This is a genomic window from Mesorhizobium sp. M0659, from assembly GCF_040320605.1.
Classification (GTDB): domain Bacteria; phylum Pseudomonadota; class Alphaproteobacteria; order Rhizobiales; family Rhizobiaceae; genus Mesorhizobium.
The window spans coordinates 423,547-444,761 of sequence record NZ_JAMYPY010000001.1; the positions used below are offsets into that span (position 1 = coordinate 423,547).

The 21,215-nt window shown below is 62.5% G+C and carries 26 protein-coding genes; 11 read left to right on the top strand and 15 right to left on the bottom strand.

Going from position 1 to position 21,215, the window contains the following annotated elements:
- The first annotated feature begins 1 nt into the window (after position 1).
- Together accC and aat are read left to right on the top strand one after the other, a co-directional pair.
- Complete coding sequence (accC, locus tag NKI31_RS02170; RefSeq protein WP_023681497.1) at positions 2 to 1,345, top strand: acetyl-CoA carboxylase biotin carboxylase subunit; 1,344 nt, start codon at positions 2 to 4, stop codon at positions 1,343 to 1,345.
- Positions 1,346 to 1,372: 27 nt separating this feature from the next.
- A complete protein-coding gene (gene aat / locus NKI31_RS02175) occupies positions 1,373 to 1,990 on the top strand; it encodes a leucyl/phenylalanyl-tRNA--protein transferase (RefSeq protein WP_023681498.1) in 618 nt (205 codons plus the stop codon).
- 42 nt (positions 1,991 to 2,032) lie between these two features.
- Here the strand turns inward: aat and NKI31_RS02180 are convergent, their stop codons facing one another.
- From NKI31_RS02180 to NKI31_RS02190, 3 genes are all read right to left on the bottom strand, one after another.
- Positions 2,033 to 2,416 carry a hypothetical protein gene (locus NKI31_RS02180; protein ID WP_023691220.1) on the bottom strand — a complete coding sequence of 128 codons (384 nt, stop codon included), beginning with the start codon at positions 2,414 to 2,416 and terminating at the stop codon, positions 2,033 to 2,035.
- Between the two features lie 75 nt (positions 2,417 to 2,491).
- Complete coding sequence (locus NKI31_RS02185) at positions 2,492 to 3,043, bottom strand: DUF2155 domain-containing protein (protein WP_023667490.1); 552 nt, start codon at positions 3,041 to 3,043, stop codon at positions 2,492 to 2,494.
- A 115-nt stretch (positions 3,044 to 3,158) separates the two neighbouring features.
- On the bottom strand, positions 3,159 to 3,557 hold the full coding sequence (locus tag NKI31_RS02190) for an NADH:ubiquinone oxidoreductase subunit NDUFA12 (protein WP_023667491.1): 399 nt from the start codon (positions 3,555 to 3,557) through the stop codon (positions 3,159 to 3,161).
- 324 nt (positions 3,558 to 3,881) lie between these two features.
- On the opposite strand from NKI31_RS02190, the gene panB reads away from it, so the two are divergent.
- From panB to NKI31_RS02210, 4 genes are all read left to right on the top strand, one after another.
- Entirely contained in the window at positions 3,882 to 4,712 is an 831-nt protein-coding gene (gene panB / locus NKI31_RS02195; RefSeq protein WP_023667492.1) for a 3-methyl-2-oxobutanoate hydroxymethyltransferase, read from the top strand.
- Positions 4,713 to 4,723: 11 nt separating this feature from the next.
- Positions 4,724 to 5,581: a pantoate--beta-alanine ligase gene (panC, locus tag NKI31_RS02200; RefSeq protein WP_352650368.1), complete on the top strand. Its 858-nt coding sequence runs from the start codon at positions 4,724 to 4,726 to the stop codon at positions 5,579 to 5,581.
- A 224-nt stretch (positions 5,582 to 5,805) separates the two neighbouring features.
- The gene (locus tag NKI31_RS02205; RefSeq protein WP_352596625.1) at positions 5,806 to 6,966 is read left to right on the top strand and encodes a helix-turn-helix transcriptional regulator; all 1,161 of its coding nucleotides are present in this window, start codon (positions 5,806 to 5,808) and stop codon (positions 6,964 to 6,966) included.
- A gap of 181 nt (positions 6,967 to 7,147) precedes the next feature.
- Entirely contained in the window at positions 7,148 to 8,548 is a 1,401-nt protein-coding gene (locus tag NKI31_RS02210) for an ArnT family glycosyltransferase (RefSeq protein ID WP_352650228.1), read from the top strand.
- A 16-nt stretch (positions 8,549 to 8,564) separates the two neighbouring features.
- Here the strand turns inward: NKI31_RS02210 and NKI31_RS02215 are convergent, their stop codons facing one another.
- From NKI31_RS02215 to NKI31_RS02230, 4 genes are all read right to left on the bottom strand, one after another.
- Positions 8,565 to 9,053, bottom strand: a complete 489-nt coding sequence (locus NKI31_RS02215) for a GNAT family N-acetyltransferase (protein ID WP_023695377.1) — start codon at positions 9,051 to 9,053, stop codon at positions 8,565 to 8,567.
- A gap of 4 nt (positions 9,054 to 9,057) precedes the next feature.
- A complete protein-coding gene (gatB, locus tag NKI31_RS02220) occupies positions 9,058 to 10,557 on the bottom strand; it encodes an Asp-tRNA(Asn)/Glu-tRNA(Gln) amidotransferase subunit GatB (RefSeq protein ID WP_352650230.1) in 1,500 nt (499 codons plus the stop codon).
- A 201-nt stretch (positions 10,558 to 10,758) separates the two neighbouring features.
- Positions 10,759 to 11,190 carry a CBS domain-containing protein gene (locus tag NKI31_RS02225; protein ID WP_023667498.1) on the bottom strand — a complete coding sequence of 144 codons (432 nt, stop codon included), beginning with the start codon at positions 11,188 to 11,190 and terminating at the stop codon, positions 10,759 to 10,761.
- A gap of 124 nt (positions 11,191 to 11,314) precedes the next feature.
- Positions 11,315 to 12,082 carry a rhomboid family intramembrane serine protease gene (locus tag NKI31_RS02230; RefSeq protein WP_023715797.1) on the bottom strand — a complete coding sequence of 256 codons (768 nt, stop codon included), beginning with the start codon at positions 12,080 to 12,082 and terminating at the stop codon, positions 11,315 to 11,317.
- A gap of 400 nt (positions 12,083 to 12,482) precedes the next feature.
- On the opposite strand from NKI31_RS02230, the gene NKI31_RS02235 reads away from it, so the two are divergent.
- The 3 genes from NKI31_RS02235 to NKI31_RS02245 all read left to right on the top strand — a co-directional run bounded on the left by NKI31_RS02235 (position 12,483) and on the right by NKI31_RS02245 (position 14,758).
- Positions 12,483 to 13,118 (top strand): PAS domain-containing protein, encoded by a 636-nt coding sequence (locus NKI31_RS02235; RefSeq protein WP_352650232.1) that lies wholly within the window; start codon positions 12,483 to 12,485, stop codon positions 13,116 to 13,118.
- 124 nt (positions 13,119 to 13,242) lie between these two features.
- Positions 13,243 to 13,860: a PilZ domain-containing protein gene (locus NKI31_RS02240; RefSeq protein ID WP_023667501.1), complete on the top strand. Its 618-nt coding sequence runs from the start codon at positions 13,243 to 13,245 to the stop codon at positions 13,858 to 13,860.
- A 289-nt stretch (positions 13,861 to 14,149) separates the two neighbouring features.
- Positions 14,150 to 14,758, top strand: coding sequence for a transglutaminase-like cysteine peptidase (locus NKI31_RS02245; protein WP_023695381.1), 609 nt, complete (start codon positions 14,150 to 14,152; stop codon positions 14,756 to 14,758).
- 243 nt (positions 14,759 to 15,001) lie between these two features.
- Here NKI31_RS02245 and NKI31_RS02250 read toward each other — a convergent pair whose 3' ends face one another.
- Together NKI31_RS02250 and NKI31_RS02255 are read right to left on the bottom strand one after the other, a co-directional pair.
- Positions 15,002 to 15,529: a gamma carbonic anhydrase family protein gene (locus NKI31_RS02250; RefSeq protein WP_023715799.1), complete on the bottom strand. Its 528-nt coding sequence runs from the start codon at positions 15,527 to 15,529 to the stop codon at positions 15,002 to 15,004.
- Positions 15,530 to 15,614: 85 nt separating this feature from the next.
- Positions 15,615 to 15,983: a DUF6949 family protein gene (locus tag NKI31_RS02255; RefSeq protein WP_023667504.1), complete on the bottom strand. Its 369-nt coding sequence runs from the start codon at positions 15,981 to 15,983 to the stop codon at positions 15,615 to 15,617.
- Positions 15,984 to 16,093: 110 nt separating this feature from the next.
- Between NKI31_RS02255 and NKI31_RS02260 the strand changes: the two genes are divergently transcribed.
- On the top strand, positions 16,094 to 16,819 hold the full coding sequence (locus tag NKI31_RS02260) for a hypothetical protein (RefSeq protein ID WP_023667505.1): 726 nt from the start codon (positions 16,094 to 16,096) through the stop codon (positions 16,817 to 16,819).
- Positions 16,820 to 17,074: 255 nt separating this feature from the next.
- On the opposite strand, the gene NKI31_RS02265 is transcribed toward NKI31_RS02260, so the two are convergent.
- Together NKI31_RS02265 and cysE are read right to left on the bottom strand one after the other, a co-directional pair.
- Complete coding sequence (locus tag NKI31_RS02265; protein WP_006200852.1) at positions 17,075 to 17,278, bottom strand: DUF3126 family protein; 204 nt, start codon at positions 17,276 to 17,278, stop codon at positions 17,075 to 17,077.
- 234 nt (positions 17,279 to 17,512) lie between these two features.
- Positions 17,513 to 18,361: a serine O-acetyltransferase gene (gene cysE, locus NKI31_RS02270; RefSeq protein WP_023695384.1), complete on the bottom strand. Its 849-nt coding sequence runs from the start codon at positions 18,359 to 18,361 to the stop codon at positions 17,513 to 17,515.
- A 133-nt stretch (positions 18,362 to 18,494) separates the two neighbouring features.
- Between cysE and NKI31_RS02275 the strand changes: the two genes are divergently transcribed.
- Positions 18,495 to 19,109, top strand: coding sequence for an HD domain-containing protein (locus NKI31_RS02275; protein WP_023695385.1), 615 nt, complete (start codon positions 18,495 to 18,497; stop codon positions 19,107 to 19,109).
- On the opposite strand, the gene NKI31_RS02280 is transcribed toward NKI31_RS02275, so the two are convergent.
- From NKI31_RS02280 to NKI31_RS02295, 4 genes are all read right to left on the bottom strand, one after another.
- Positions 19,106 to 19,582: a GNAT family N-acetyltransferase gene (locus tag NKI31_RS02280; RefSeq protein WP_023710586.1), complete on the bottom strand. Its 477-nt coding sequence runs from the start codon at positions 19,580 to 19,582 to the stop codon at positions 19,106 to 19,108. The genes NKI31_RS02275 and NKI31_RS02280 overlap by 4 nt on opposite strands.
- A 51-nt stretch (positions 19,583 to 19,633) precedes the next feature.
- On the bottom strand, positions 19,634 to 19,948 hold the full coding sequence (locus tag NKI31_RS02285) for a hypothetical protein (RefSeq protein ID WP_023710587.1): 315 nt from the start codon (positions 19,946 to 19,948) through the stop codon (positions 19,634 to 19,636).
- 70 nt (positions 19,949 to 20,018) lie between these two features.
- Positions 20,019 to 20,390, bottom strand: coding sequence for a hypothetical protein (locus tag NKI31_RS02290; RefSeq protein WP_023695388.1), 372 nt, complete (start codon positions 20,388 to 20,390; stop codon positions 20,019 to 20,021).
- Positions 20,391 to 20,447: 57 nt separating this feature from the next.
- Entirely contained in the window at positions 20,448 to 21,215 is a 768-nt protein-coding gene (locus tag NKI31_RS02295) for an alpha/beta fold hydrolase (RefSeq protein ID WP_023715801.1), read from the bottom strand.

A 21,215-nucleotide genomic window follows, 5' to 3' on the forward strand; every position in this document is an offset into this window, starting at 1 on the left:
GATGTTCCAGAAGATCCTCATCGCCAACCGCGGCGAAATCGCGCTTCGGGTGCTGCGCGCCTGCAAGGAACTCGGCATCCAGACCGTGGTCGTGCATTCGACCGCCGACGCTGACGCCATGCATGTCAGGCTCGCCGACGAAAGCGTGTGCATCGGTCCGCCGCCGTCGCGCGACAGCTATCTCAACATCCACCAGATCGTCGCAGCCTGCGAGATCACAGGCGCCGATGCCGTGCATCCGGGCTATGGCTTCCTGTCGGAAAACGCCAAGTTCGCCGACATTCTCGCCGCCCACAACATCACCTTCATCGGCCCGTCGGGCGACCACATCCGCATCATGGGCGACAAGATCGAGGCCAAGCGCACCGCAAAGCGGCTCGGCATTCCGGTTGTGCCGGGCTCCGACGGCGCCGTCACCGACCAGAAGGAAGCCAGGCGCATTGCCGCCGAGATCGGCTATCCCGTGATCATCAAGGCTTCGGCGGGCGGTGGCGGGCGCGGTATGAAGGTCGCCCTTACCGAAGCCGATCTCGAGATCGCCTTGCAGACAGCCAGCACGGAGGCCGGCGCGGCCTTCGGCGACGATGCCGTCTACATCGAGAAATACCTGGAAAAGCCGCGCCACATCGAGGTCCAGGTGTTCGGCGACGGCGCCGGCCGCGGCGTGCATTTCGGCGAGCGCGACTGTTCGCTGCAACGCCGTCACCAGAAAGTCTGGGAAGAGGCGCCCTCGCCGGCGCTCAACGCCGAGGAGCGCGCCCGTATCGGCAATATCTGTGCCAAAGCCATCGCCGACCTCGGCTACTCCGGCGCAGGCACCATCGAATTCCTATACGAGAATGGCGAGTTCTACTTCATCGAGATGAACACGCGGCTGCAGGTCGAGCATCCGGTGACGGAGGCGATCACCGGCATCGATCTCGTGCACGAACAGATCCGCGTCGCCTCCGGCGGCGGGCTTTCAGTGCGCCAGGAGGACATAAAGTTCAACGGCCACGCCATCGAATGCCGCATCAATGCCGAGGATCCGCGTACCTTCACGCCTTCGCCCGGCACGATCACGCATTTCCACACGCCTGGCGGTCTCGGCATTCGCGTCGATTCCGGTGTCTATTCCGGCTACAAGATCCCGCCCTATTATGACAGCCTGATCGGCAAGCTGATCGTGCACGGCCGCAACCGCGTCGAATGCATGATGCGGCTGCGCCGGGCGCTCGACGAATTCGTCGTTGACGGGATCAAAACGACGCTGCCGCTGTTTCGCGACCTGGTCGGCAATGCCGATATCGCCAATGGCGACTACGACATCCACTGGCTGGAAAAGTATCTGGCCAAAGAGGAATAGCGCCCGAATTGCCGCTATGATGCCGCGATGACCCGCCCTTACGCACCCGGCTATCGCATTCCGACCGACCTCTTGCTCAAGGCCTATGCCTCGGGCGTCTTCCCGATGGCGGAGAGCGCTTCCGACCCGGAAGTGTTCTGGGTGCGGCCGGAGACGCGCGGCATCATCCCGCTCGACGGCTTCCACACGCCGAAGAGCCTGCGGAAGACGATCCGCAAGCACCCGTTCGACATCCGCTTCGATTTCGATTTCGAGGCGACGATCGACGGCTGCGCCGAAAAGCGCGAGGAGCGCCGCTCGACCTGGATCAACGCGCCGATCCGCGAAGCCTATATCGAGCTGCACCGTCTTGGGCACTGCCATTCGGTCGAGGCATGGCGCGAGGAACGGCTGGTCGGCGGCCTCTATGGCGTCTCGCTCGGTCGCGTGTTCTTCGGCGAAAGCATGTTCGCCCGGGAAACCGACGCGTCCAAGACCTGCCTGTATCATCTGGTCGAGCGGCTGAAGGCGCGCGGCTTTGCCCTGCTCGACACGCAATTCACCACCGAGCATCTCAAACGCTTCGGCGCGGTCGACGTGCCGCGCGTCAAATACGAGAAGATGTTGGCCGACGCGCTGAAGGGCGAAGCCGTTTTTTATCCCTGACCGGAGACCGAGCGGCCGAGCCGGCTCGACAGGTGAAAGGGGTCAGCCCTTCGCGGTTTCCATCGGCGTCTGCGAATGGAACATCATCTTCCAGCCGTTGACACGATGAACATAGCCAGTGCTGACCAGCGCCGCGTAGGGCTCGCCGTTTTCCCGTGTCGCATGAGCCTCATAGGTCAGCATGATAATGTCGCTGCCGGGCTCGATGATACCCTTGAGGTCGATCTGAAGGTCGCGCCAGCGGTTGGGCTTGGTCGCGGTCTTGGCCAGATCGGCATTGTTCATTGCCTGTGCCATCTCAGGAAATGCCACCAGGCATTCTGTGTCGACATTGGCGGCGTAGTAAGCTTCGTCGCCCGTCCAGAACCCCTTTTCGAGTTCGAGCAGGTCGTCTTTGCTGGCCGTGATCCGTTTGCTGTCCGACATCAGAATATCCTCCAAGCGCGCAAATGCGCGGTCGTCCATGGCCCAACGCATGGTGGCCATGACGGTTCCGGAGGATCAGTTGGTGTTGGTCGCGTCAGGCTCCGTGGGGTCCGGCTGTTCGGCGGCCGGAGCAGCGGCGGGCTTTGGCTTGGACGTGTCGACCTTGGGCGTCTCGGCATTGGCCGCGTCGGGCGGCGGCACATCCGACTTCTGCTTGCATCCCTTTAGCCAGACGTCATAGACGGCGTGCTCGACGGCGTTTAGGCCGGGGCTCTCGGCGAACATCCAGCCGGTGAAGATGCGGCGGATCTTGCGGTCGAGCGTGATTTCGTCGACTTCGACGAAGGAATCGGTCTTCGGCTCTTCATTCTCCGGCCGCGAATAGCAGATGCGCGGCGTCACCTGCAAAGCGCCGAACTGCACGGTTTCGTCGATGTAGACATCGAAGGTGATGATACGGCCGGTGATCTTGTCGATGCCGGCAAATTCGGCGACCGGATTGGTGATGCGATCGGAGATTGCGGGTGCTGCCGCAGGCGCCTGCGCCGCGGCAAACGCTGTCGGGAACATGGCGATAGCGCCAATTGCCGCCAGTCCGGCCATCGATGTCAGGCTGAAAATGTTCATGCGGAGATACCGGTGGTTTGGGCCCGGGTGATTCTGTCACGCCCAAGGCTATTCGCCGTTGTCATATCAGCAAGCAGCTAAACGCCAATTGTGGCGACATAGGACCGGCCGGCGGTCAAGAACCAGGCGTCCACGCATCGTAGTCGCCCGTCACCTGCGGACGGTGCTGATTGGTGAGCACGGAACCCTTTGGGCGATAAGCCGCCGGTGTTCCCGTGAGGTTCGGCTCATGCGCCTTTTCCCATTCGCGCGGCCGATAGTCGTCGCTTGGCGGCGCCACATCGACGCGGTGATGCATCCAGCCGTGCCAGCCCGGGGGGATCGCCGACGCCTCCGAATAATTGGCGTAGATGACCCAGCGGCGGGTGCGGCCTTCCGAATCAACGCCGCCTTCGTAGTAGACGTTGCCGGCCCCATCCTGGCCGACCTTGTTGCCGTGGCGCCAGGTGTGAAAACGGGTTCCCAGCGTCTGGCGGTTCCACCAGGTGAAAAACTGCAGAAGGAAAGTTTTCATTCAGATCCTCGCGGGCGCGCGGCGGTGGCTGTCCCTGCTTATGGCGTCAGGCCTTGGCGAAGGCAAGGGTTTTGCGGCGCCTGCGGCACTGACGGCATGCCGAAACGCTCGGTCATTGGCCGATCCATTTCGCACCTGCGAACCGACGCTTGCCAAGCCGGCTGCGTCTTCCTAAAGCTCTCATCGCCCGGCGCTGCCGCATGACCCCGAAAATCGAAATCGATTTTCGGAAAGGATCATGCGCAAACCCAAGTGCTACAGCGTCCTTTGCGCGTCCACGGGACGCGCGGCGCTGTAGTCAACGCCGGCTGCGGGAGGTGAGGAATGGCCTTAGCTGTCGCCAGGATCAGTGCGGAGACAATACGCGCCCGCAAGGGCGGCGTGCCGATCGTATGCCTTACCGCTTACACCTATCCCGTCGCCCGCCTGCTCGACGATCATGTTGACCTTCTCCTGGTCGGCGACAGCGTTGCCATGGTGCTGCATGGCCACAAGACCACGCTCGGCGCCTCGCTGGAGATGATGATCGCCCATGGCCAGGCCGTGATGCGCGGTTCATCAAAGGCCTGCGTGGTGGTCGATATGCCGGCCGGCAGCTACGAGACTTCGGCCGCGCAAGCCCTTGCCTCGGCGCGCCGCATCTCTGAGGAAACCGGCTGCCAGGCGGTGAAGCTGGAAGGCGGCGTCGAAGTCGCCCTCCAGATTGCGGCAATCGTCGCGGCCGGCATTCCAGTGATGGGCCATATCGGCTTGCAGCCGCAATCGGTGGAAAAGGACGGTGGCTACAAGATCAAGGGCCGCACGCCGGAGAATGTGGCCGCGCTCATGCGCGACGCCGACGCGGTCGAGAAAGCCGGCACGTTTTCGCTGGTCATCGAGGGCACGGTCGAGACCGTTGCCGCCGACCTCACCCGGCGCATTGCCATTCCCACCATTGGCATCGGCGCCAGCCGCGATTGCGACGGCCAGATCCTGGTCATCGACGACATGGTCGGCCTGACGGTCGACCGGGTGCCGAAATTCGTCAAGGAATACGCCGATTTGCGCAGCGCGGTCGCCGATGCCGCGGCGCGCTACGCAGCGGAGGTGCGCAGCCGCACCTTCCCCGGGCCGGGCCACGTCTTTTCAGCCGCGAGCGACAAGGACAAGGCATGAACCGGCCCCCCATCAGCCAGCCGCTCGTCGTCGACACCGTGCCCGGCCTTCGCGCGCAGATCCGCGAATGGCGGCGCGAAGGCCTGAGCGTCGCCATGGTGCCGACCATGGGCGCTTTGCATGACGGCCATATCTCGCTGGTCGGGGCCGCGCTCGCAACCGCCGATCGCTGCGTCGTCTCGATCTTCGTCAACCCGGCCCAGTTCGCCCCCACTGAAGATCTCGACAAGTATCCGCGTCAGCTGGCCCGCGATCTCGACCGGCTGACCGAGGCCGGCGCACAGCTTGCCTTCACGCCTACGGTTTCCGAGATGTATCCGGCAGGCTTTGCGACGAAGATTTCGGTCGGCGGCCCGTCTTCTGGCCTGGAATCGGATTTCAGGCCGACCTTCTTCGAGGGCGTCGCCACGGTCGTGGCCAAGCTCTTTCTGCAAGCCCTGCCCGACTACGCCATCTTCGGCGAAAAAGACTACCAGCAGCTTTGCGTCGTCCGAAAGCTCTGCCGCGATCTCGACTTGCCGGTGGACATCGTCGGCGCGCCAACCGTGCGCGATGCGCATGGCCTGGCAATGTCGTCGCGCAACTCCTATCTCGACGCCGCCGAGCTCGACGTCGCGCGACAGCTCAATGTCATCTTGCGCCAGACGGCGGCAGCGCTCGCGGCCGGTGCCGATGAAAACGGCGTTACCGGTAAAGCCACTGCCGCGCTTCTCGAGGCAGGCTTCGACAGCGTCGACTACGTCGCCGCACGCGAGAGCCTGACGCTCACCTCGTGGCGGCGTGACGGCGATGGCCGCCTGCTTGCCGCAGCGTGGCTTGGCAGAACCAGGTTGATCGACAATGTGGAAGTTTCCTCATTTATTCCCTGAAAAATTCCAATTCCGTTCACTTTGATTTGTATCGCAGACCGGCCCGAGCGCTCTTAGACAACGGCTCATCAGGCACGTTCTGGCCATCCCGTAAGCGCTCACAATACACCGAACGCCGCTGTGAGACGTTTCACAGACTTAACCAAGCCGGCTATGTTGTGTGCGACCCCACGCAGAGACAGTGTGTTACCTGCCACTACGCTGCAATACTTACGAGGCTCTACGTGTCTGTCCAAGCCAACGTATTCGGTCGCGCCCTGCCGCAGATCGTCGAAGCGATTTACGATTCGATTGCCGATGTCGGCCGTTGGCCATCGACGCTCGAATCAATCTGCAAATTGGCGCTCGGCCGGCTTGCCATGCTGGCGGTCGTCGATACGGCGAGAAACTCGGCCCGGTTTTCGACTTCCTGCGGCGATCCGGTCCTGCTTGAGCCGCTGCAGCGCGACTACGCCTGCGAGGTGCCCTTCTTCAAGGCGGTGCCGAAGATGGAAATCGACATGCCGTTCACCGTCGATAGCGTCTACGCCCTGCAAGGCCCCGACGCCCGCCAGAACTGGCTCGAAAGCCGCATCGTGCGCGAGTGGGTGGAACCCAACCGTCTCGACGATTTCTTCTGGGTAGCGCTGATGAAGCAGCCGGCGCGCACCGGCACGCTGATGGTGGTTACCGACAAGGACAGGCCCCAGATTTCAGCCAGGGATATCGACCTGATGTCCAGGCTCGCCCCCCATGTCCGGCGTGCGGTGACCATCGGCGACCTGTTCGAGGCCGAGCGGCGCAAGGCCGACATCTTTCGCTCGATCCTTGAGAGCCTCGACCATCCAGTGCTGATCGTCGCCGACGATATGCAGATCATTTTCGCCAATCCGGCAGCCGAAGCCCTGCTCACCGAAACCGCCTCAGTGTCCTCGGTGCGCGGCCAGCTGTCCTTCGCTTATGCCAACGCCAACACCGCCATCGGTCGCGCCGTCCAGCTCGGCACGCGCGACGAATTCGCGCTCGGACCGTCCGGCATCAACATTCCGCTGGTGAAGGCCATGTCTCCGGCGGTGGCGCATGTCATGCCTCTGGCGCGACGCGACATTTCGGCCCGCATATCGCCGCGCGCCGCCGCGGCCATTTTCATTGCCGCCGCCGGCGCCGCATCAGTGCCGGCGCTGGAAGCGATCGCTGCGCTGTTCGGACTGACCGCAGCGGAAAAGCGTGTCGCCGGCCATGTCGCCGCCGGGCTGACACGGCGTGAAATCGCGGCTGCCAGCGGCGTCTCGGACGGCACCGTCAAATCACAGCTGGCAACCATCTTCGACAAGACCGCCACCGGCGACCAGCGAGAGCTGGAACTCCTGATGCGCGAATTGACGCCGCCGCTGCGCTCGGCCTGAGCAATAATCGGAGCCAATCGTCAAATTTTTCAACTATTTGCCGGTACGCAGGCGTAATCCACAATACCAAGCCGGCATCGTTGCAATTCGGCCAAAATCATGGTGCGGTTCTGCTCCGGTCCGGAGACGGTGCATCGTGCATGACCGGACGTGGAAACCATTTCCTGGGCGGTCCCCGAACTTGATACCGACACGAATTGAACGGCTGCTGCCTTACCTCTTCCTGCTGGCCCTGCTTTGGATCGCGCTCGCTTTCCGTCCGCTACTGCCGGTCGATGAGACGCGCTATCTCAGCGTCGCCTGGGAGATGTATCTCGGTGGACATGTCTTCGTACCGACGATGAACTTTGCGCCCTATCTGCAGAAGCCGCCGCTGTTGTTCTGGCTCATCGATCTCTCTTGGAACATCTTCGGTGTGAGCCGCGCGGCGGCGATGCTCGTCATCTTCGCCGCCTCGTCGCTGGTCATCTGGCTGACGACGCTTCTGGCCAAAACCCTGTTTCCCGAGCGCCCGGACATCGCCAGTCGCATCCCCTGGCTGGTGGCCGGCAGCACCGTCTTTGTCATCTATTCGACCCTGATCCTGTTCGACATGCTTTTGACGGCCTGTGTGGTCGCCGCACTGCTGGCGCTGCTGGGCTTCGCCAGGACCGGCAACCGCTGGCAGGCGGTGCTGGCGGGTCTCTTCATCGGGCTCGGCGTGCTGGCCAAAGGCCCGGTGGTGCTCATTCACATCGGCGCGCCCGTCCTGCTCTATCCCCTCTGGCGTGACCGGCGAGCCGGCCTTGCCCCTTTGCAGTTCTTTGCCGGAGCCGGCCTGGCAATTCTCGCCGCCCTTGTCCCGGTCGCCATATGGCTGGCGCCCGCGACCATCCTGACCAAGGGCAGTTTCGTCTACGATCTCGTGTGGAACCAGTCGGCAGGTCGGGTTACCGGAAGCCTGCACAATTCGCATGGCCGGCCGTTTTACTTTTACCTGATGCTGTTGCCGCTCATGTTCGTGCCCTGGGCCTTTATCCCCCCGGTGTGGCGGCTGAGGCCGGTTGCCCGGATACGCAGCCTGATCGATACCAAATCCCCGGATCTGCGTGCCCTGCGCCTGCTGTCGTTCTCGTTCATTGCGGTGCTGCTGGTCTTCAGCGCCATATCCGGCAAGCAGCCGCACTATGTCGTGCCGGCACTACCGTTCGCGACCATTCTGCTGGGCTACTTCATGGCCGAGATTTCAGTCGCCAGACTGAGGGCGACGGCCTTTGTCATGCTTGCCCTTTTCGGCATCGGCCACGCCGCCGCCTCGGCGACCGTGTTCAAACGCTACGATCTCGCGCCGCTGGCGAGCTTCATCGACGAACGAAAGGACGCGGACTGGGCCGTCGCTTACGACTATCAGGGCGAGGTCGGTTTCCTTGGGCGAATAGAGAAGCCATTCGAGAACGCCGACAAGCCTGAGGAATGGCTCAAGTCTCATCCCGGCGGCTACGTCATCGAAAAGCAATCGAAAGATCCGGGCACATCCGAACAGATCGCCTTCCGGCAGCCGGTGGAACGCGGCTATCTGGTCGTCCTGAAAGGACAGCACTGAACGTTTCGTCGGACGCCTATCCCAGCGGTTTCTCGAAGATCAGCGCCGGCAACCCCGAACCGCCGCCGCAATCGGCGGTGCTGCCGGCCGGCAAAAATCCCTTCGAACGGTAGAAGGCGATGGCCGGCACGTTGGCCTCTTCCACCTCGACGCGCAAAGTGTTTGCCTCGGGAAAGCTGGCTTCGACCTCGTCCAGCAAGGCCTGGCCGATGCCTTGCCGCTGGCAGGCCGGCAGTACATAGAGCTGGTTCAGCAGCACGATCTTCGCATCCGCCGTTGCGGCGGCAAAAGCCATGCCGCCGATACGCTTGCCGTCATCGGCGACCAGGAATTCCGAGTTCGGCCTTGTCAGCCGCGCCTTGAGCGAGGCGATCGAATGCCAGTCGTCGGTAATTTCGATCACCCGCTGGGCGCCATAGATCGCGTCGTAGGTTGCGTGCCAGGTTTCGACCAGCAGCGCGCGGACGGCGGCAAGGTCACGTTCGCTGGCGGTGCGGACGAACATTGTTCTATTCGATACCGAGCTTGGCCTTGACCAGATCGTTGACCGCCTGCGGGTTGGCCTTGCCGCCGGTGGCTTTCATCACCTGGCCGACGAACCAGCCGGCCATGGTCGGCTTGGCGCGAGCCTGCTCGACCTTGTCGGGGTTGGCGGCGATCACCTCGTCCACCGCTTTCTCGATGGCGCCGGTGTCGGTAACCTGCTTCATGCCGCGGCTTTCGACCAGCTGGCGCGGATCGCCGCCCTCGTTCCAGACGATCTCGAACAGATCCTTGGCGATCTTGCCGGAGATGGTGCCTTCCTTGATCAGGTCGATCACGGCACCGAGCTGCTCCGGTGTTACAGGAGCATTTTCAATGTCCTTGCCGGCCTTGTTAAGCTGGCCGAGCAGGTCATTGATGACCCAGTTGGCGGCAAGCTTGCCGTCGCGGCCCGAGGCCACCTGCTCGAAATAGTCGGCGATCGGCTTTTCCGACACCAGGATCGAGGCGTCGTAGGTCGACAGGCCAAGTGAAGAGATCAGGCGCGCCTTCTTGTCGTCGGGCAGTTCCGGCAACTCCTTGGCCAGCGCGTCGACATAGGCCTGATCGAATTCCAGCGGCAAAAGGTCGGGATCGGGGAAGTAGCGGTAGTCATGCGCCTCTTCCTTGCTGCGCATCGAGCGCGTCTCGCCTTTGACGGCGTCGAACAGCCTGGTTTCCTGATCGATCTTGCCGCCATCCTCGAGGATGGCGATCTGGCGGCGCGCCTCGAACTCGATGGCCTGGCCGATGAAGCGGATCGAATTGACGTTCTTGATCTCACAGCGCGTACCGAATTCGCCGCCGGGCTTGCGAACGGAGACGTTGACGTCGGCGCGCATCGAGCCTTCGTCCATGTTGCCGTCGCAAGTGCCGAGATAGCGCACGATGGTGCGCAGCTTGGTGACATACGCCTTGGCCTCGTCGGCGGAGCGCATGTCCGGCTTGGAGACAATCTCCATCAGCGCCACGCCGGAGCGGTTGAGATCGACATAGGACATGGTCGGATGCTGGTCGTGCATCGATTTGCCGGCGTCCTGCTCCAGGTGCAGGCGCTCGATGCCGATCTCGATGTCCTCGAACTCGCCCTGCCGGTCGGGACCGACCGAAATGACGATCGTGCCTTCGCCAACGATCGGCTGCTTGAACTGCGATATCTGGTAGCCCTGCGGCAGGTCGGGATAGAAATAGTTTTTCCGGTCGAACACCGACTTGTGGTTGATCTGCGCCTTCAATCCGAGGCCGGTGCGGATCGCCTGCTTGACGCATTCCTCATTGATGACCGGCAGCATGCCGGGCATGGCCGCGTCGACGAGGCTGACATTGGCGTTGGACGCCGCGCCGAAAGTCGTCGACGCCCCGGAAAACAGCTTTGCTTCCGAGGTCACCTGCGCATGAACCTCGAGGCCGATGATGATCTCCCAATCGCCGGTAGCGCCGGGAATAAAACGTTTGGCATCGGGCGTGCGGGTATCGATAAGGGTCATGGTGGCCTGCGCTTTTGGCTCGCGAAAACTGCGATTTTCGCGAATTTGGGTATCGGTCTTCGCTAGTGCAAACCGCTTCGCGAGACAAGCGCCCAAAGCAGCGCAGAGCAGCGGGCTGGCCTTTTCAGCCCTTTTCGGCCGCTCGGCAACCGATGAATGAACGCCGCCGGCCGGTATTCGGTCGGCGGTCTCTTCGTCAGGTCAGGCCGTTGCGATATAGGCCCTGATCTCGTCGGCCTCGCGCTCGACATCCTCGATGCGGCGCTTGACCACGTCGCCGATCGACACGATACCGTCGAGCAGCCCGTCCTTTTCCACCGGCAGATGGCGGAAACGGCCTTTGGTCATGATCTCCATCACCTCGTTGACCGTGTGGTTCTCGTTGCAGATCTTCACTTTCGGCGTCATCGCCGAGCGTACCGTTATATCAAGTGCGGCAGCGCCTTCCCTGGCAACGACCCGCACGATGTCACGCTCGGAAAGGATGCCGACGATCTTGCGATCGCCATTGGTGATGACCAGTGCACCGATCTTGTGGTCGGCCAGGATTCGAATGGCTTCGCTGAGCTTTACATTCGGCCCGAGCGTGAACACGTCATGGCCTTTTCTCTCGAGAATTGCCTTAACCGTCATGGCGTCCTCCTCCTCCTGCTTGGCTAGCCAGCTCCCGCCCTGACCGGGTTCACATAAGAGTGAACATCGTGCGCCGTGATCGGTTGCTTTTCAAGTGTGCAGTGGGTTGCGCCAATAGAGTGCGCTAGTCGGGGGTGCGCTGGTAGTCGGGGATCTCCCATTCAGGCGCCCGCCAGCGCCGGTCGAACCAGCGCAACCCGAAGAAGCCTGCGACGAGGCCGCCAATGTGCGCTTCCCAGGCGATCTGGCCGGGTTCTCCGAGCCCGAGACCGTAAAGGCCGGTGGCGAGATTGATGACCATCCAGGCGCCGAGAAAATTGACGACGCCGCGCATGCGCAAAACGATTGCGATCGGCAGCACGGGACCGGCAAATGCCGCCCTGCCGGAGGAGCGGTCGGTACGGAACCCGAAGCGAGCCGCCGCACCCATCATGCCCGATATCGCCCCGGAAGCGCCGACCAGCGGTGCTTCGCCGTATGGATGGACCGCCCAGAACAGCACCACCGCAGCCAGCCCGGTGGCGGCGAAAAACAAGGCGAACCAGAACCAGCCGAGACGGTTGGCCAGCGGCGACCCGAAGGCGGCCAGCGCAACCATGTTGATGGCAATGTGGGCAACGCCACCATGCATGAAGGCATAGGTGAAAGGACGGGTGAAGAGGAACCAGTCGAAACCGTATTGGCCGGTGTAGAGGACCGGAATGAAGGCGCCGTCGGTGAGCAATGTTATCTGCTGCTCTTCGGTCAGCACATATTGCTGCAGCAGGAAGACGGCAACGCAGATGCCGATCACCGCCAGCACCGCCGGTGGCAGGTTGAACACCGGCTCGCGCCGCGGCGGCGGCGCCTCCGCGGTCTGTTCGGTCTCCAGGGGGCCGGCCGGTTCGCTCATATGCTCTGATCCAGGGATTTGCGTGTCGCGAGCATCTAGGCCATGCCCGGACAAATCACAAACTACGAATCACAAAGCGCGAATCACAAACCGCGAATCAAAAAGAAGCCGTCCAAGGTTTCCCTTGAACGGCTGGTCGAGCCCCCTGCTCCCCTAAAACTATTGACCGAAGTGCTGTCGGTCGTCGCGAAACGACCGCTTCTGGAGTGGTTTTGGTGTGCCATGGCGAGCCTGTGCGCGCAACGTAAACCATTTGTTAACCTTAACGTCCCCGACCCGTGAACAAGTCTTAACGACGCTGGCACGCATCCTGCTCCGGAACGCATGTAGGTCATCGGAGGGCGCCCTTTCTGTTCACCGATGGAACCATCAGACGGCAGAATGCGCGGAGTTTCATAGCATGAACCAGAACGGATCAATCGCGCTGTTCCATTATTGGAATCGCCTGCGTCATGGACGTCCTGCCCCAAAGCGTTCGGAAGTCGAACCAGCCGATATCAAGGCGCTTTTGGCCGACACCTTCATCCTGGAAAGGGATACGCGCGGCGAAGCGGTGTTCCGGCTTGCCGGCACCAGGCTTTGCGCCGGCTACGGCCGCGAGCTCAAGGGTTTTTCGTTCCCCTCGCTATGGCGCGAGAAGGACCAGCGGCTGGTGTCGCGCCTCATTCACGGCGTTTTCGAGCAGAAATCCGTGGTGCTGATCACTTATGAGGGGTTCAGCCGCAGCGGCCGGTCCAACCACTTCGAGTTGCTTGCGCTGCCGCTCGACGGCGGCGTCGAGAACCCGCGCTGCCTCGGCGTCATCAGCGCCGTAGAAAAGCCGTTCTGGCTGGGCGCCGACCCGATCACCGACGCGCTGATCGACGCCATCCGGGTCATCGATCCCGACAAGGAACCGATGTTCCTGAAAAACCGGCCGGAAATATCCGTTCCGTCGTTGGCTCCCGAACTCGAAGCGCCGGAGACCATCTCGGCGCTCGGTCGGTCGCGCCGTATCCGCCACCTCGTCGTGTTCGACGGCGGGCGCGAGCAATAGTCTCCAAGCCGGCGCTAATCTTAACTATCGGCGACCCGCTTTTCTCCTTTGTTAACCTGCTTGGCTGTAGTTTTGGCCGAGATTCCACGCACGACGCGGGAATGCCAACGGGGTGTAGGCAGTCATGAGGTCAGCGGCGGTCGAATACGCGCCGTCCCGCGCCGAAAGGCGTAATTTTCAGCGCGTCCGGGTCAAGATCTACGGGCGCTTCATGCTGGAGGACCGCACCGAGCACCCCTGCCAGGTCGTCGATATGTCGCCGGGCAATGTCGCGTTGCGCACCGAGCGCGTCGGCATGCCGGGCGAAAAAATCATTGCCTATATCGATCATATCGGCCGCATCGAGGGCGTGGTGACGCGCACTTCGCAGGACGGCTTTGCCATGACCGTCATTGCCTCGGATCGCAAGAAGGACAAACTGGCCGCGCAGTTGACCTGGCTCGCCAACAAGCATGAACTCGACCTGCCGGAAGACCGTCGCCACGAACGCGTGGCGCCGCGCAACCCGACAAGCGTCCTGCAGCTCACCGACGGGCGCCAGTATCAGTGCCGCATCATCGACCTGTCGCTGTCGGGCGCGGCGGTCGAGATCGACGTCAAGCCGGCGCTCGGCATCCAGGTCATGCTGGGCACCATGCGTGGCCAGGTGGTGCGTCATTTCGAGGATGGCGTTGCCATCGAATTCGCCGTCATCCAACGCCCGGAAACGCTCGATTCCGAGTTCAACGCCCCGCGCGCCTGAACGATCGGCAACAGGCAGCAAAAACGAACCGGCCCTGCGCGGCCGGTTTTTTGTTGCCGGCGTTCCGCCTGCCTCTCCAGCTTGTAGCGGCACGCAGCAAATCCACGGCTCCACCCGGAAATCCGCGCCCCGACACCGCGGTTTTACGCCGAGACCCTGAACGATTTTATACTCAAATAGATCAAATTTTACGCGTATTCTATTGAGGTTTTACTCAATGTCTACTTCGGGTTTTTGCGTCAAATAAATCCAACGCTGTCATTGTCTCCTCAAACGGGGAGACTGACGAATGGCAAAGACGTGGGGCAAGCTGTTGCTCTTGGCAATGGCGATGCAGCTTTCCGCTTGGGGAACGGCGCAAGCAGCAGGACCGGCCTACATGCACACTGGCGGCCGCACGACACAGCCGGTCGGTCACTACGAATTCTGCCAGAAGCTGCCGCAGGAGTGCGCTCAGCGCACGCCGAAGCAGGCGCCCGTCGAACTGACCCGCAAGCTGTGGGCGGCGATCGTCGACGTCAACAATTCGGTCAACACCCGGATCGTGCCGCGCACCGATATGGAAATGTGGGGTAAGGAAGAGGTCTGGTCCTATCCCGACAGCGGCTTCGGCGATTGCGAGGACTATGCGCTGGAGAAGCGCCGCGAATTGATGGCGCTCGGCGTTCCCGCCGGCAATCTCTTGATGACCGTGGCGCGCCAACAAAATGGCGACGGCCACGCGGTGCTGACCGTGCGCACCAGCCTCGGCGAGTTCATCCTCGACAATCTGGAGTCCAAGGTGCTGTCCTGGACCGACACCGACTATACCTACCTGAAGCGCCAGTCCGACCAGAATTCCGGCGTGTGGGTGACGATCAACGACGGTCGCGCCGACGCGGTTGCCAGCGTCCGCTAGGACGCCATCACAGAGGTCAAGCACATCGAATAATGCGACGTGCCTAACGAGAAAGCCCGGTCGAGTCCCCACCCTCCCCGTCCCCAACGACCGGGTTTTAAGGAGCCGGCCCCGTCCCCGGGCCGGCTCCACCATTTCAGACCATGATCCCGAGCCGAAGGACCGCGTCAGCGAAAGCGAGAAACGATTTTTGCTGCGCTGACCTGCCGTTCGGAAAAGATCAACGTCAAACATTAATAGAGTTCAGGCCTTCTTCAGCCCGGCCTTGAAGCGCTTGCCATTGGCGACATAGTGCGCGGCCGAGACGCGCAGCCTGGCAACCGCGGCATCGTCCAGCGTCCTGATCACCCGCGCGGGCGAGCCGACGATCAGGCAATTGTTGGGGAACTCCTTGCCCTCGGTGACCAGTGCGCCGGCGCCGACCAGCGAGTTCTTGCCGATCCTGGCGCCGTTGAGCACTATGGCGCCCATGCCGATCAGGCTGTTGTCGCCGATCGTGCAGCCATGCAGCAAGGCGCGGTGGCCGATCGTGCAGCCCGGCCCGATCGTCAGGGGAAAACCGGGATCGGTGTGCATCACCGTATGTTCCTGGACATTGCTGTCGGCGCCGATGACGATCGCCTCGTTGTCGCCGCGGATGACCACGCCAAACCAGAAGCCGGCATTGCGACCGACGCTGATGTCGCCGATCAACGTCGCGTCCGGCGCGATCCAGTTGCTGTCGGGATCCTCGAAACGGGGCGCTTTTCCGTCGATTGCATAGGTCGGCATTTGCAGTCTCCGATTCGTCGCAGGCCAGGACAAACCCTAGAACAATCCTGGGAAAACCGCGTAGCGGTTTCCCCCAGCAATTGCCTCAAGGCAAATACCGCGCCAGCGATTCCACCAAAAGCTGAAGCGCACCAGGAGAGCCAATGCCCCAGGAGGCAATGGCGATCAGCACGATGCCCAGCGTCAGCGCCCAGGCGATCACCGTGCAGCCGCAGGACATCAGCATCAGCGTCGAAATGCGGCCCTCGCGCCGCGCATCGAGCGCATCGTTGGCGAGCATGAACGGCCCGGCGCAAGCGGTCGCGGCCAGCGAGCGCAGGATGTACGCCGGCGACACATAAGGCTCGGCAAAGGCAAGCCGGCGGCCCGCCGCCAGTTCCATCACGGACCCAGTAAGCCCGCAGGCGGTGAGGCCGACGGCGAAAGCGAAGAGAACGGGCAGTAGCAGGCTCATCTTTACCTTCCGTTTACCATGAAATCGCACAGTCGCGTCCAGCGCAGCAAGAGCCATGCCGCGGCATGTGTGCCGCCCAGGGACAGAGGGCGGCGACTATGGGGATTGCGATGAAGCAGGCAGCGACCGCAGAAGAGTTCAACGTCGTCGATTCCGTGCTGATGAAGCGGGTGTTCTATGCTTTTGCCGCATTGGCGCTGCTGTCGCTGGCGATCAGCCTTGGCGGAAAATGGTTCGGCCGCTCGATCGCCATGGCCGGCTACACCGACGACACCACGGTCCACAGGGTAGTGATCGGCAACAATGTCATTGCCGTGCCGGCCAACGCCATCCGCTTCCTGCAGGCGCGGCGCGACGGCATCGCTTCGCGCCTCGACCTCTATCTGCGCTATCCCCAGATGGACGGCTACAGCGAAGCCGCCCGCGACGATTTCAACCACACGGGGGCCGCCAAAAACATCATCTTCCTGTCGTTTGAACCGCAGATGATGTCGCGCGACATGAGCGGCCGTTTCGCGCCGATCTATAGCGCGCTCATCAGCCAGCCCGGCGCGCCCGGCCCCGGCGGCACGACGATTTACGGTTTTACGGAAAAATCAGGCTATCTCAACGAGGTGCTCGCGGTCGCCGGCCGGGCCGGCAAGGACCCGTTCGTCGCCCGCTGCCTGAGCGGACCGAGCGCTGAGGAATCGCTGGCGCCCTGCGAGCGCGACATCCAGGTCGGCGACAGCCTCAGCCTGACCTACCGCTTTCCCCGGGAGTTGCTGGGCAACTGGCCGGCGCTTGACGCCGCTATCGTCGCCGAGGCCACGCGCGTCTTAAAGACCGCACGGTAGCGGCCCTCTGCTTTTGTCATACACGGGCGCGAAGCCGCGCGGACCCGAGGATCCGTTCCATGCCCTTAAGGCAGCGAAGCGGTGCAGAATTACTGTTGGGAAGCAGCAGAGGCAGTTCTGGACCGCCACATTCCTGAGCCGAGGCCCGGAATGTATCCCAGGGTCTCAGCGACGCCGCTGTGCGGCTGCTTCTCCCCGGGATGACGATGGCGCAGGTGGCTGCCGCCAATCGCCGAAGTCCGTAGCCCTCTGGGCTCAGGCCAGATCGATGTCGAGGATCGCCATCGAGAAATTATAGTCGCCGTCGTCCTCGTCCTTGAAGACGATGCCGAGGAACTCGTCGCCGACATAGACCTCGGCCGAATCTTCCTTGCGCGGCCGCGCCTTCACCTCGAGTTTGGGATTCTGGAAGACGCGCTTGAAATAGGCGTCCAGCTTTCTGATTTCGTCCGGCTTCAAAAGTCTTCTCCGATCGTCGGGCTTGCTCGTTGGAACGCGCTTCTGGCACGTCGACAATGGCGATGTAAAGGCACCCTGGGGCCGGATGATTTCAGGTCGAATCCAAATCCGCCTCTAAATCAAGGAGGTAGAGCATGATGTCGTCCGAAAACCGCCTCACACTTTTCGGCATCATGCTTCAGAGGCAACGGCGCCGGCAACCGGACTTCAGTCCGGCGCGCCGGGTGTTGCAAATCAGATGTCGAAGCTGACGACCTGGTCCATCGACTGCGACGGCAAAAGCTGGTCCATCTGCCGCGAAGGCTGGTCGCAGCCGGTCTCGCCGACGACGCGGGCCGGTACGCCGGCAACCGTCTTGTTGTGCGGCACCGGCGACAGCACGACCGAGCCTGCCGCGATCTTCGAGCAATGGCCGATCTCGATATTGCCGAGAATCTTGGCGCCGGCGCCGATCAGTACGCCGTAACGGATCTTGGGGTGGCGGTCGCCGCCGGCCTTGCCCGTGCCGCCCAGCGTCACGCCGTGCAGGATCGACACATCGTCCTCGATCACCGCCGTCTCGCCCACGACGAGGCCGGTGGCGTGGTCGATGAAGATGCCCTTGCCGATGCGGGCGGCCGGGTTGATGTCGGTCTGGAACACCGAGGACGAGCGGCTCTGCAGATAGAGCGCGAAATCCTTGCGGCCCTGATTCCACAGCCAATGTGCCAGCCTGTGCGTCTGGATGGCATGGAAACCCTTGAAATAGAGCACTGGCATGATGAAGCGGTCGCAGGCCGGATCGCGGTCGTAATAGGCCTGGATGTCGACACGAACGATCGACGACCATTCCTTGTCGTCGGCCAGCATCGACTTGAACGTCTGGCGGATGAGGTCGGAGCCGATGTCCTGATGCGCGAGCCGCTCGGCGAGCCGATGGATGACAGCTTCCTCCAGGCTCTCCTGGTTGAGGATGGTCGAATAGAGGAACGCCGCCAGAAGCGGGTCGCGGTTGACCGCTTCCATCGCCTCGTCGCGGACCGAACGCCAGATCGGATCGACCGGCTGCACCTTTGTGGGGCGGGAAATGCTGATGCTGTTCATCGACGTCTTGTCCTGCGTCCTGGCCGCTTGCCTATTCTCCGGCGGCACATATAAGCCAGATCATAGCACGATTGAACTCAATTTTCCTTAGTGCTCGGTGAAATGGATTTGGTTCACGGAAATTCAAGCCGCCATGGAAAACGAACCCTTGATCGACGCCCCGCTGAAACGCGCGCTTTGCCGGCTCTATCAAGCTCCGGATCGCCACTATCACAACCTCGCCCATATAGAGGCGTTGCTGGCGCTGGCGGACGAATATCGAGCATCGCTGCATGATTCCGGCGCCGTCGAAGCCGCAATCTGGTTCCATGACGCCATCTATGACAGCCGCGCCAAGGACAACGAGGCCAGGAGTGCGGCACTTGCTCAGGACAAACTTGGCGCCCGCACCGATCCGGAGCGCCTCGGCCGCATAGCGGCGATGATCGTCGCCACCGCCACGCATGAGCTGCCCAGCCTTCAACCACGGGGCCTTGCCGATGAGAACGCCCTCCGCGACGCAGCGCTTTTCCTCGACATGGACCTGGCGATCCTGGGTGCGTCACCCGACGCTTTCGACGCCTACGAACAAGCGGTCCGCCGCGAATATGGCTGGGTCGAGGAGCCGATGTGGCGCGCCGGCCGCGGCGTGATTCTCAAGACTTTCCTCGCGCGCCAGCATATTTTTCACTCGCAGGAATTCCGCCAGAGGTTCGAGCCCCAAGCCAGGCAAAACATGGCGCGGTCGCTCGAAACGCTCAAACCCTAATCCGGAAAGGTCTCCATGCGCTGCGCATAGGCTTTGAAACCGGCGCGCCGGTAAACCGCTTGCGCGCCAGGGTGATCGAAGGTGTCGGTGTGAAGCCAGACCCTTTGCGGCGCATGCAACCAGACGGCGCGAAGCGGCTGGTCGAGCAGGAATGGCCCAAACCTGCGGCGGTGGAAGACGGGGATCAGCCCGAAATGAACCAGCTCGACCTCAGGCTGGCCGACGCCGTTGAATTCGCACAGGCCAGCGGCGACGCCCTCGACGCGCAGCACGTGGATATGTGTCGAGGGCAGCGCCAGCAGGCGCTCGAGGTCTTCCGCCGGCATGCGCAGCCGCTGGTCCCATTGCACGGGCTCGCCGACCGCGTGGTAGAGGCTGATGTAGTCGGCCACATCAAGTGTTTCACGCGCCACCGTGGCGCCCGATAGCGGGCAGTCGAAAGCCGGCGCCGAATTCGGTTCGCGCATGTCCATATAGGTGACAAAAGCGGCACCGCCTCCGGCTGCAAGCCAGACGAAGATCGATCACCTGAAGGCGCCAACGGACTTGGTGGCCGCCCAAACAAAGAACAGGCCGATCACCAACGACAGCCCGTTGAGGATGATACCAACGATGCCGAGGACACGATTGTCGTTTGAACGTCCCAGTGCCATCAAGCCAAAAACCACGCCGGTGATGTGCGCCAGCGGCGCCGCAACGAGAAACACCACCAGAAAAACCCCGCCGAGGACGTTTTGAGCGGCCAGCGACGCCTCGCCTGGCATCAACGCCAGCGTGACCACCGCCGCAAAATCCATTGCGAACGCCAGCAGGGCCAGGATCACCGAGCGTTTGCCCAAGCTGCTCCGCCCCGCCACGCCGGGCATTGCTATCGTGCTTCTTCCCCATCCGGCCATTACTCGTCCCCGATCAGGTGAAAGCGCCGATCGTCGATGCCATTGCCACAAGCAGCAGGAAGCCAACCGCCAGGGAGCCGCCGTTGAGCAGGATGCCGACGACCCCAAGCACGCGGCTATCGTTCGAACGCACCAGCGCCATCAGCCCGAAAATCAATCCGGCAATATGCGCCAACGGCCCTGCCAGCAGGAAAACCGCCATGAAGAAAGCCGTGGCGATGTTCTGGGCACGCTCGGATGCGTGGGCCGGCAGCGCCACCATTGTGGTCAGCGCTATCACACCGGCACCGAAGGCGAGCAGCGCCAGGATGACGGAACGCTTGCCGAACATGCTTGTCACGACGGCGCCCGGCAGAGCGTCGGCGCTTCTTCCCCATTGAGCCATTGTTTGCCACTCCTCGCCGGCCGCCCAATCCATATCGCCCGAAAAATCGCTTACCGGTTAAAGCGGATTTTCGGCATAAAACTCCAAAACCCGCTGCTTGAAGGTCTTGTCGCCCACAGCCAGCATATGGTCGCGGCCGTCTATGTGAAACACCTTGGCGTTCGGCATCAGCGCGGCGAGCTCGTCGGGCGAGCCGCCGATATCGTCTGTCGTCCCGACCGCAATCAGCGTCGGTTGGGCGATGCGCGTCATGTCGTGTTCGCTGAGCAGTTCGCGCGACGTGGCGATGCAGGCAGCCAATGCCCGGCGGTCGCTGCGCGTCTGATCGGCAAAGGCGCGAAAGGAGCGACCGCGCGGATGGCTGGTGGCGGCCGGATCGTCGGCCAGCAGCGCCTCGGCGATCGGATCCCAGTCGCCGACGCCGTCGACCATGCCGATGCCGAGGCCGCCGAAGACCAGCGTCGCCACCTTGTCGGGATCGGACAGCGCCAGGAACGCCGCGATGCGCGCGCCCATCGAATAGCCCATGACATGCGCGCGGCCGATGCCGAGATGGTCGAGCAGGGCCGCCGCGTCCGAAGCCATTTTGGCCGGGGTGTAGTCGGCCTCGTCATAGCTTTTCGACGACGAGCCGTGGCCGCGATTGTCGAAGGCGATGGCGCGATAGCCGGCATCGTTCAGCGTCTTGAACCAGCCGGGCGATACCCAGTTGACATAGTGGCTGGAGGCAAAGCCGTGGATCATCAGCACCGGATCGCCCGCCCCCAACGCCGGCCGGCGGTCGAGGAAGGCGAAGTCGAACCCGTCATGGGAGAAGAATTGCAT

What these genes read in the sequence shown, in the direction of transcription:
- accC (WP_023681497.1), top strand. Translation starts at nt 2, where the DNA reads ATGTTCCAGAAGATCCTCATCGCCAACCGCGGCGAAATCGCGCTTCGG.
- aat (WP_023681498.1), top strand. Translation starts at nt 1,373, where the DNA reads ATGACCCGCCCTTACGCACCCGGCTATCGCATTCCGACCGACCTCTTG.
- NKI31_RS02180 (WP_023691220.1), bottom strand. Translation starts at nt 2,416, where the DNA reads ATGTCGGACAGCAAACGGATCACGGCCAGCAAAGACGACCTGCTCGAA.
- NKI31_RS02185 (WP_023667490.1), bottom strand. Translation starts at nt 3,043, where the DNA reads ATGAACATTTTCAGCCTGACATCGATGGCCGGACTGGCGGCAATTGGC.
- NKI31_RS02190 (WP_023667491.1), bottom strand. Translation starts at nt 3,557, where the DNA reads ATGAAAACTTTCCTTCTGCAGTTTTTCACCTGGTGGAACCGCCAGACG.
- panB (WP_023667492.1), top strand. Translation starts at nt 3,882, where the DNA reads ATGGCCTTAGCTGTCGCCAGGATCAGTGCGGAGACAATACGCGCCCGC.
- NKI31_RS02215 (WP_023695377.1), bottom strand. Translation starts at nt 9,053, where the DNA reads ATGTTCGTCCGCACCGCCAGCGAACGTGACCTTGCCGCCGTCCGCGCG.
- gatB (WP_352650230.1), bottom strand. Translation starts at nt 10,557, where the DNA reads ATGACCCTTATCGATACCCGCACGCCCGATGCCAAACGTTTTATTCCC.
- NKI31_RS02225 (WP_023667498.1), bottom strand. Translation starts at nt 11,190, where the DNA reads ATGACGGTTAAGGCAATTCTCGAGAGAAAAGGCCATGACGTGTTCACG.
- NKI31_RS02230 (WP_023715797.1), bottom strand. Translation starts at nt 12,082, where the DNA reads ATGAGCGAACCGGCCGGCCCCCTGGAGACCGAACAGACCGCGGAGGCG.
- NKI31_RS02235 (WP_352650232.1), top strand. Translation starts at nt 12,483, where the DNA reads ATGAACCAGAACGGATCAATCGCGCTGTTCCATTATTGGAATCGCCTG.
- NKI31_RS02240 (WP_023667501.1), top strand. Translation starts at nt 13,243, where the DNA reads ATGAGGTCAGCGGCGGTCGAATACGCGCCGTCCCGCGCCGAAAGGCGT.
- NKI31_RS02245 (WP_023695381.1), top strand. Translation starts at nt 14,150, where the DNA reads ATGGCAAAGACGTGGGGCAAGCTGTTGCTCTTGGCAATGGCGATGCAG.
- NKI31_RS02250 (WP_023715799.1), bottom strand. Translation starts at nt 15,529, where the DNA reads ATGCCGACCTATGCAATCGACGGAAAAGCGCCCCGTTTCGAGGATCCC.
- NKI31_RS02255 (WP_023667504.1), bottom strand. Translation starts at nt 15,983, where the DNA reads ATGAGCCTGCTACTGCCCGTTCTCTTCGCTTTCGCCGTCGGCCTCACC.
- NKI31_RS02260 (WP_023667505.1), top strand. Translation starts at nt 16,094, where the DNA reads ATGAAGCAGGCAGCGACCGCAGAAGAGTTCAACGTCGTCGATTCCGTG.
- cysE (WP_023695384.1), bottom strand. Translation starts at nt 18,361, where the DNA reads ATGAACAGCATCAGCATTTCCCGCCCCACAAAGGTGCAGCCGGTCGAT.
- NKI31_RS02275 (WP_023695385.1), top strand. Translation starts at nt 18,495, where the DNA reads ATGGAAAACGAACCCTTGATCGACGCCCCGCTGAAACGCGCGCTTTGC.
- NKI31_RS02280 (WP_023710586.1), bottom strand. Translation starts at nt 19,582, where the DNA reads ATGGACATGCGCGAACCGAATTCGGCGCCGGCTTTCGACTGCCCGCTA.
- NKI31_RS02290 (WP_023695388.1), bottom strand. Translation starts at nt 20,390, where the DNA reads ATGGCTCAATGGGGAAGAAGCGCCGACGCTCTGCCGGGCGCCGTCGTG.
- NKI31_RS02295 (WP_023715801.1), bottom strand. Translation starts at nt 21,215, where the DNA reads ATGCAATTCTTCTCCCATGACGGGTTCGACTTCGCCTTCCTCGACCGC.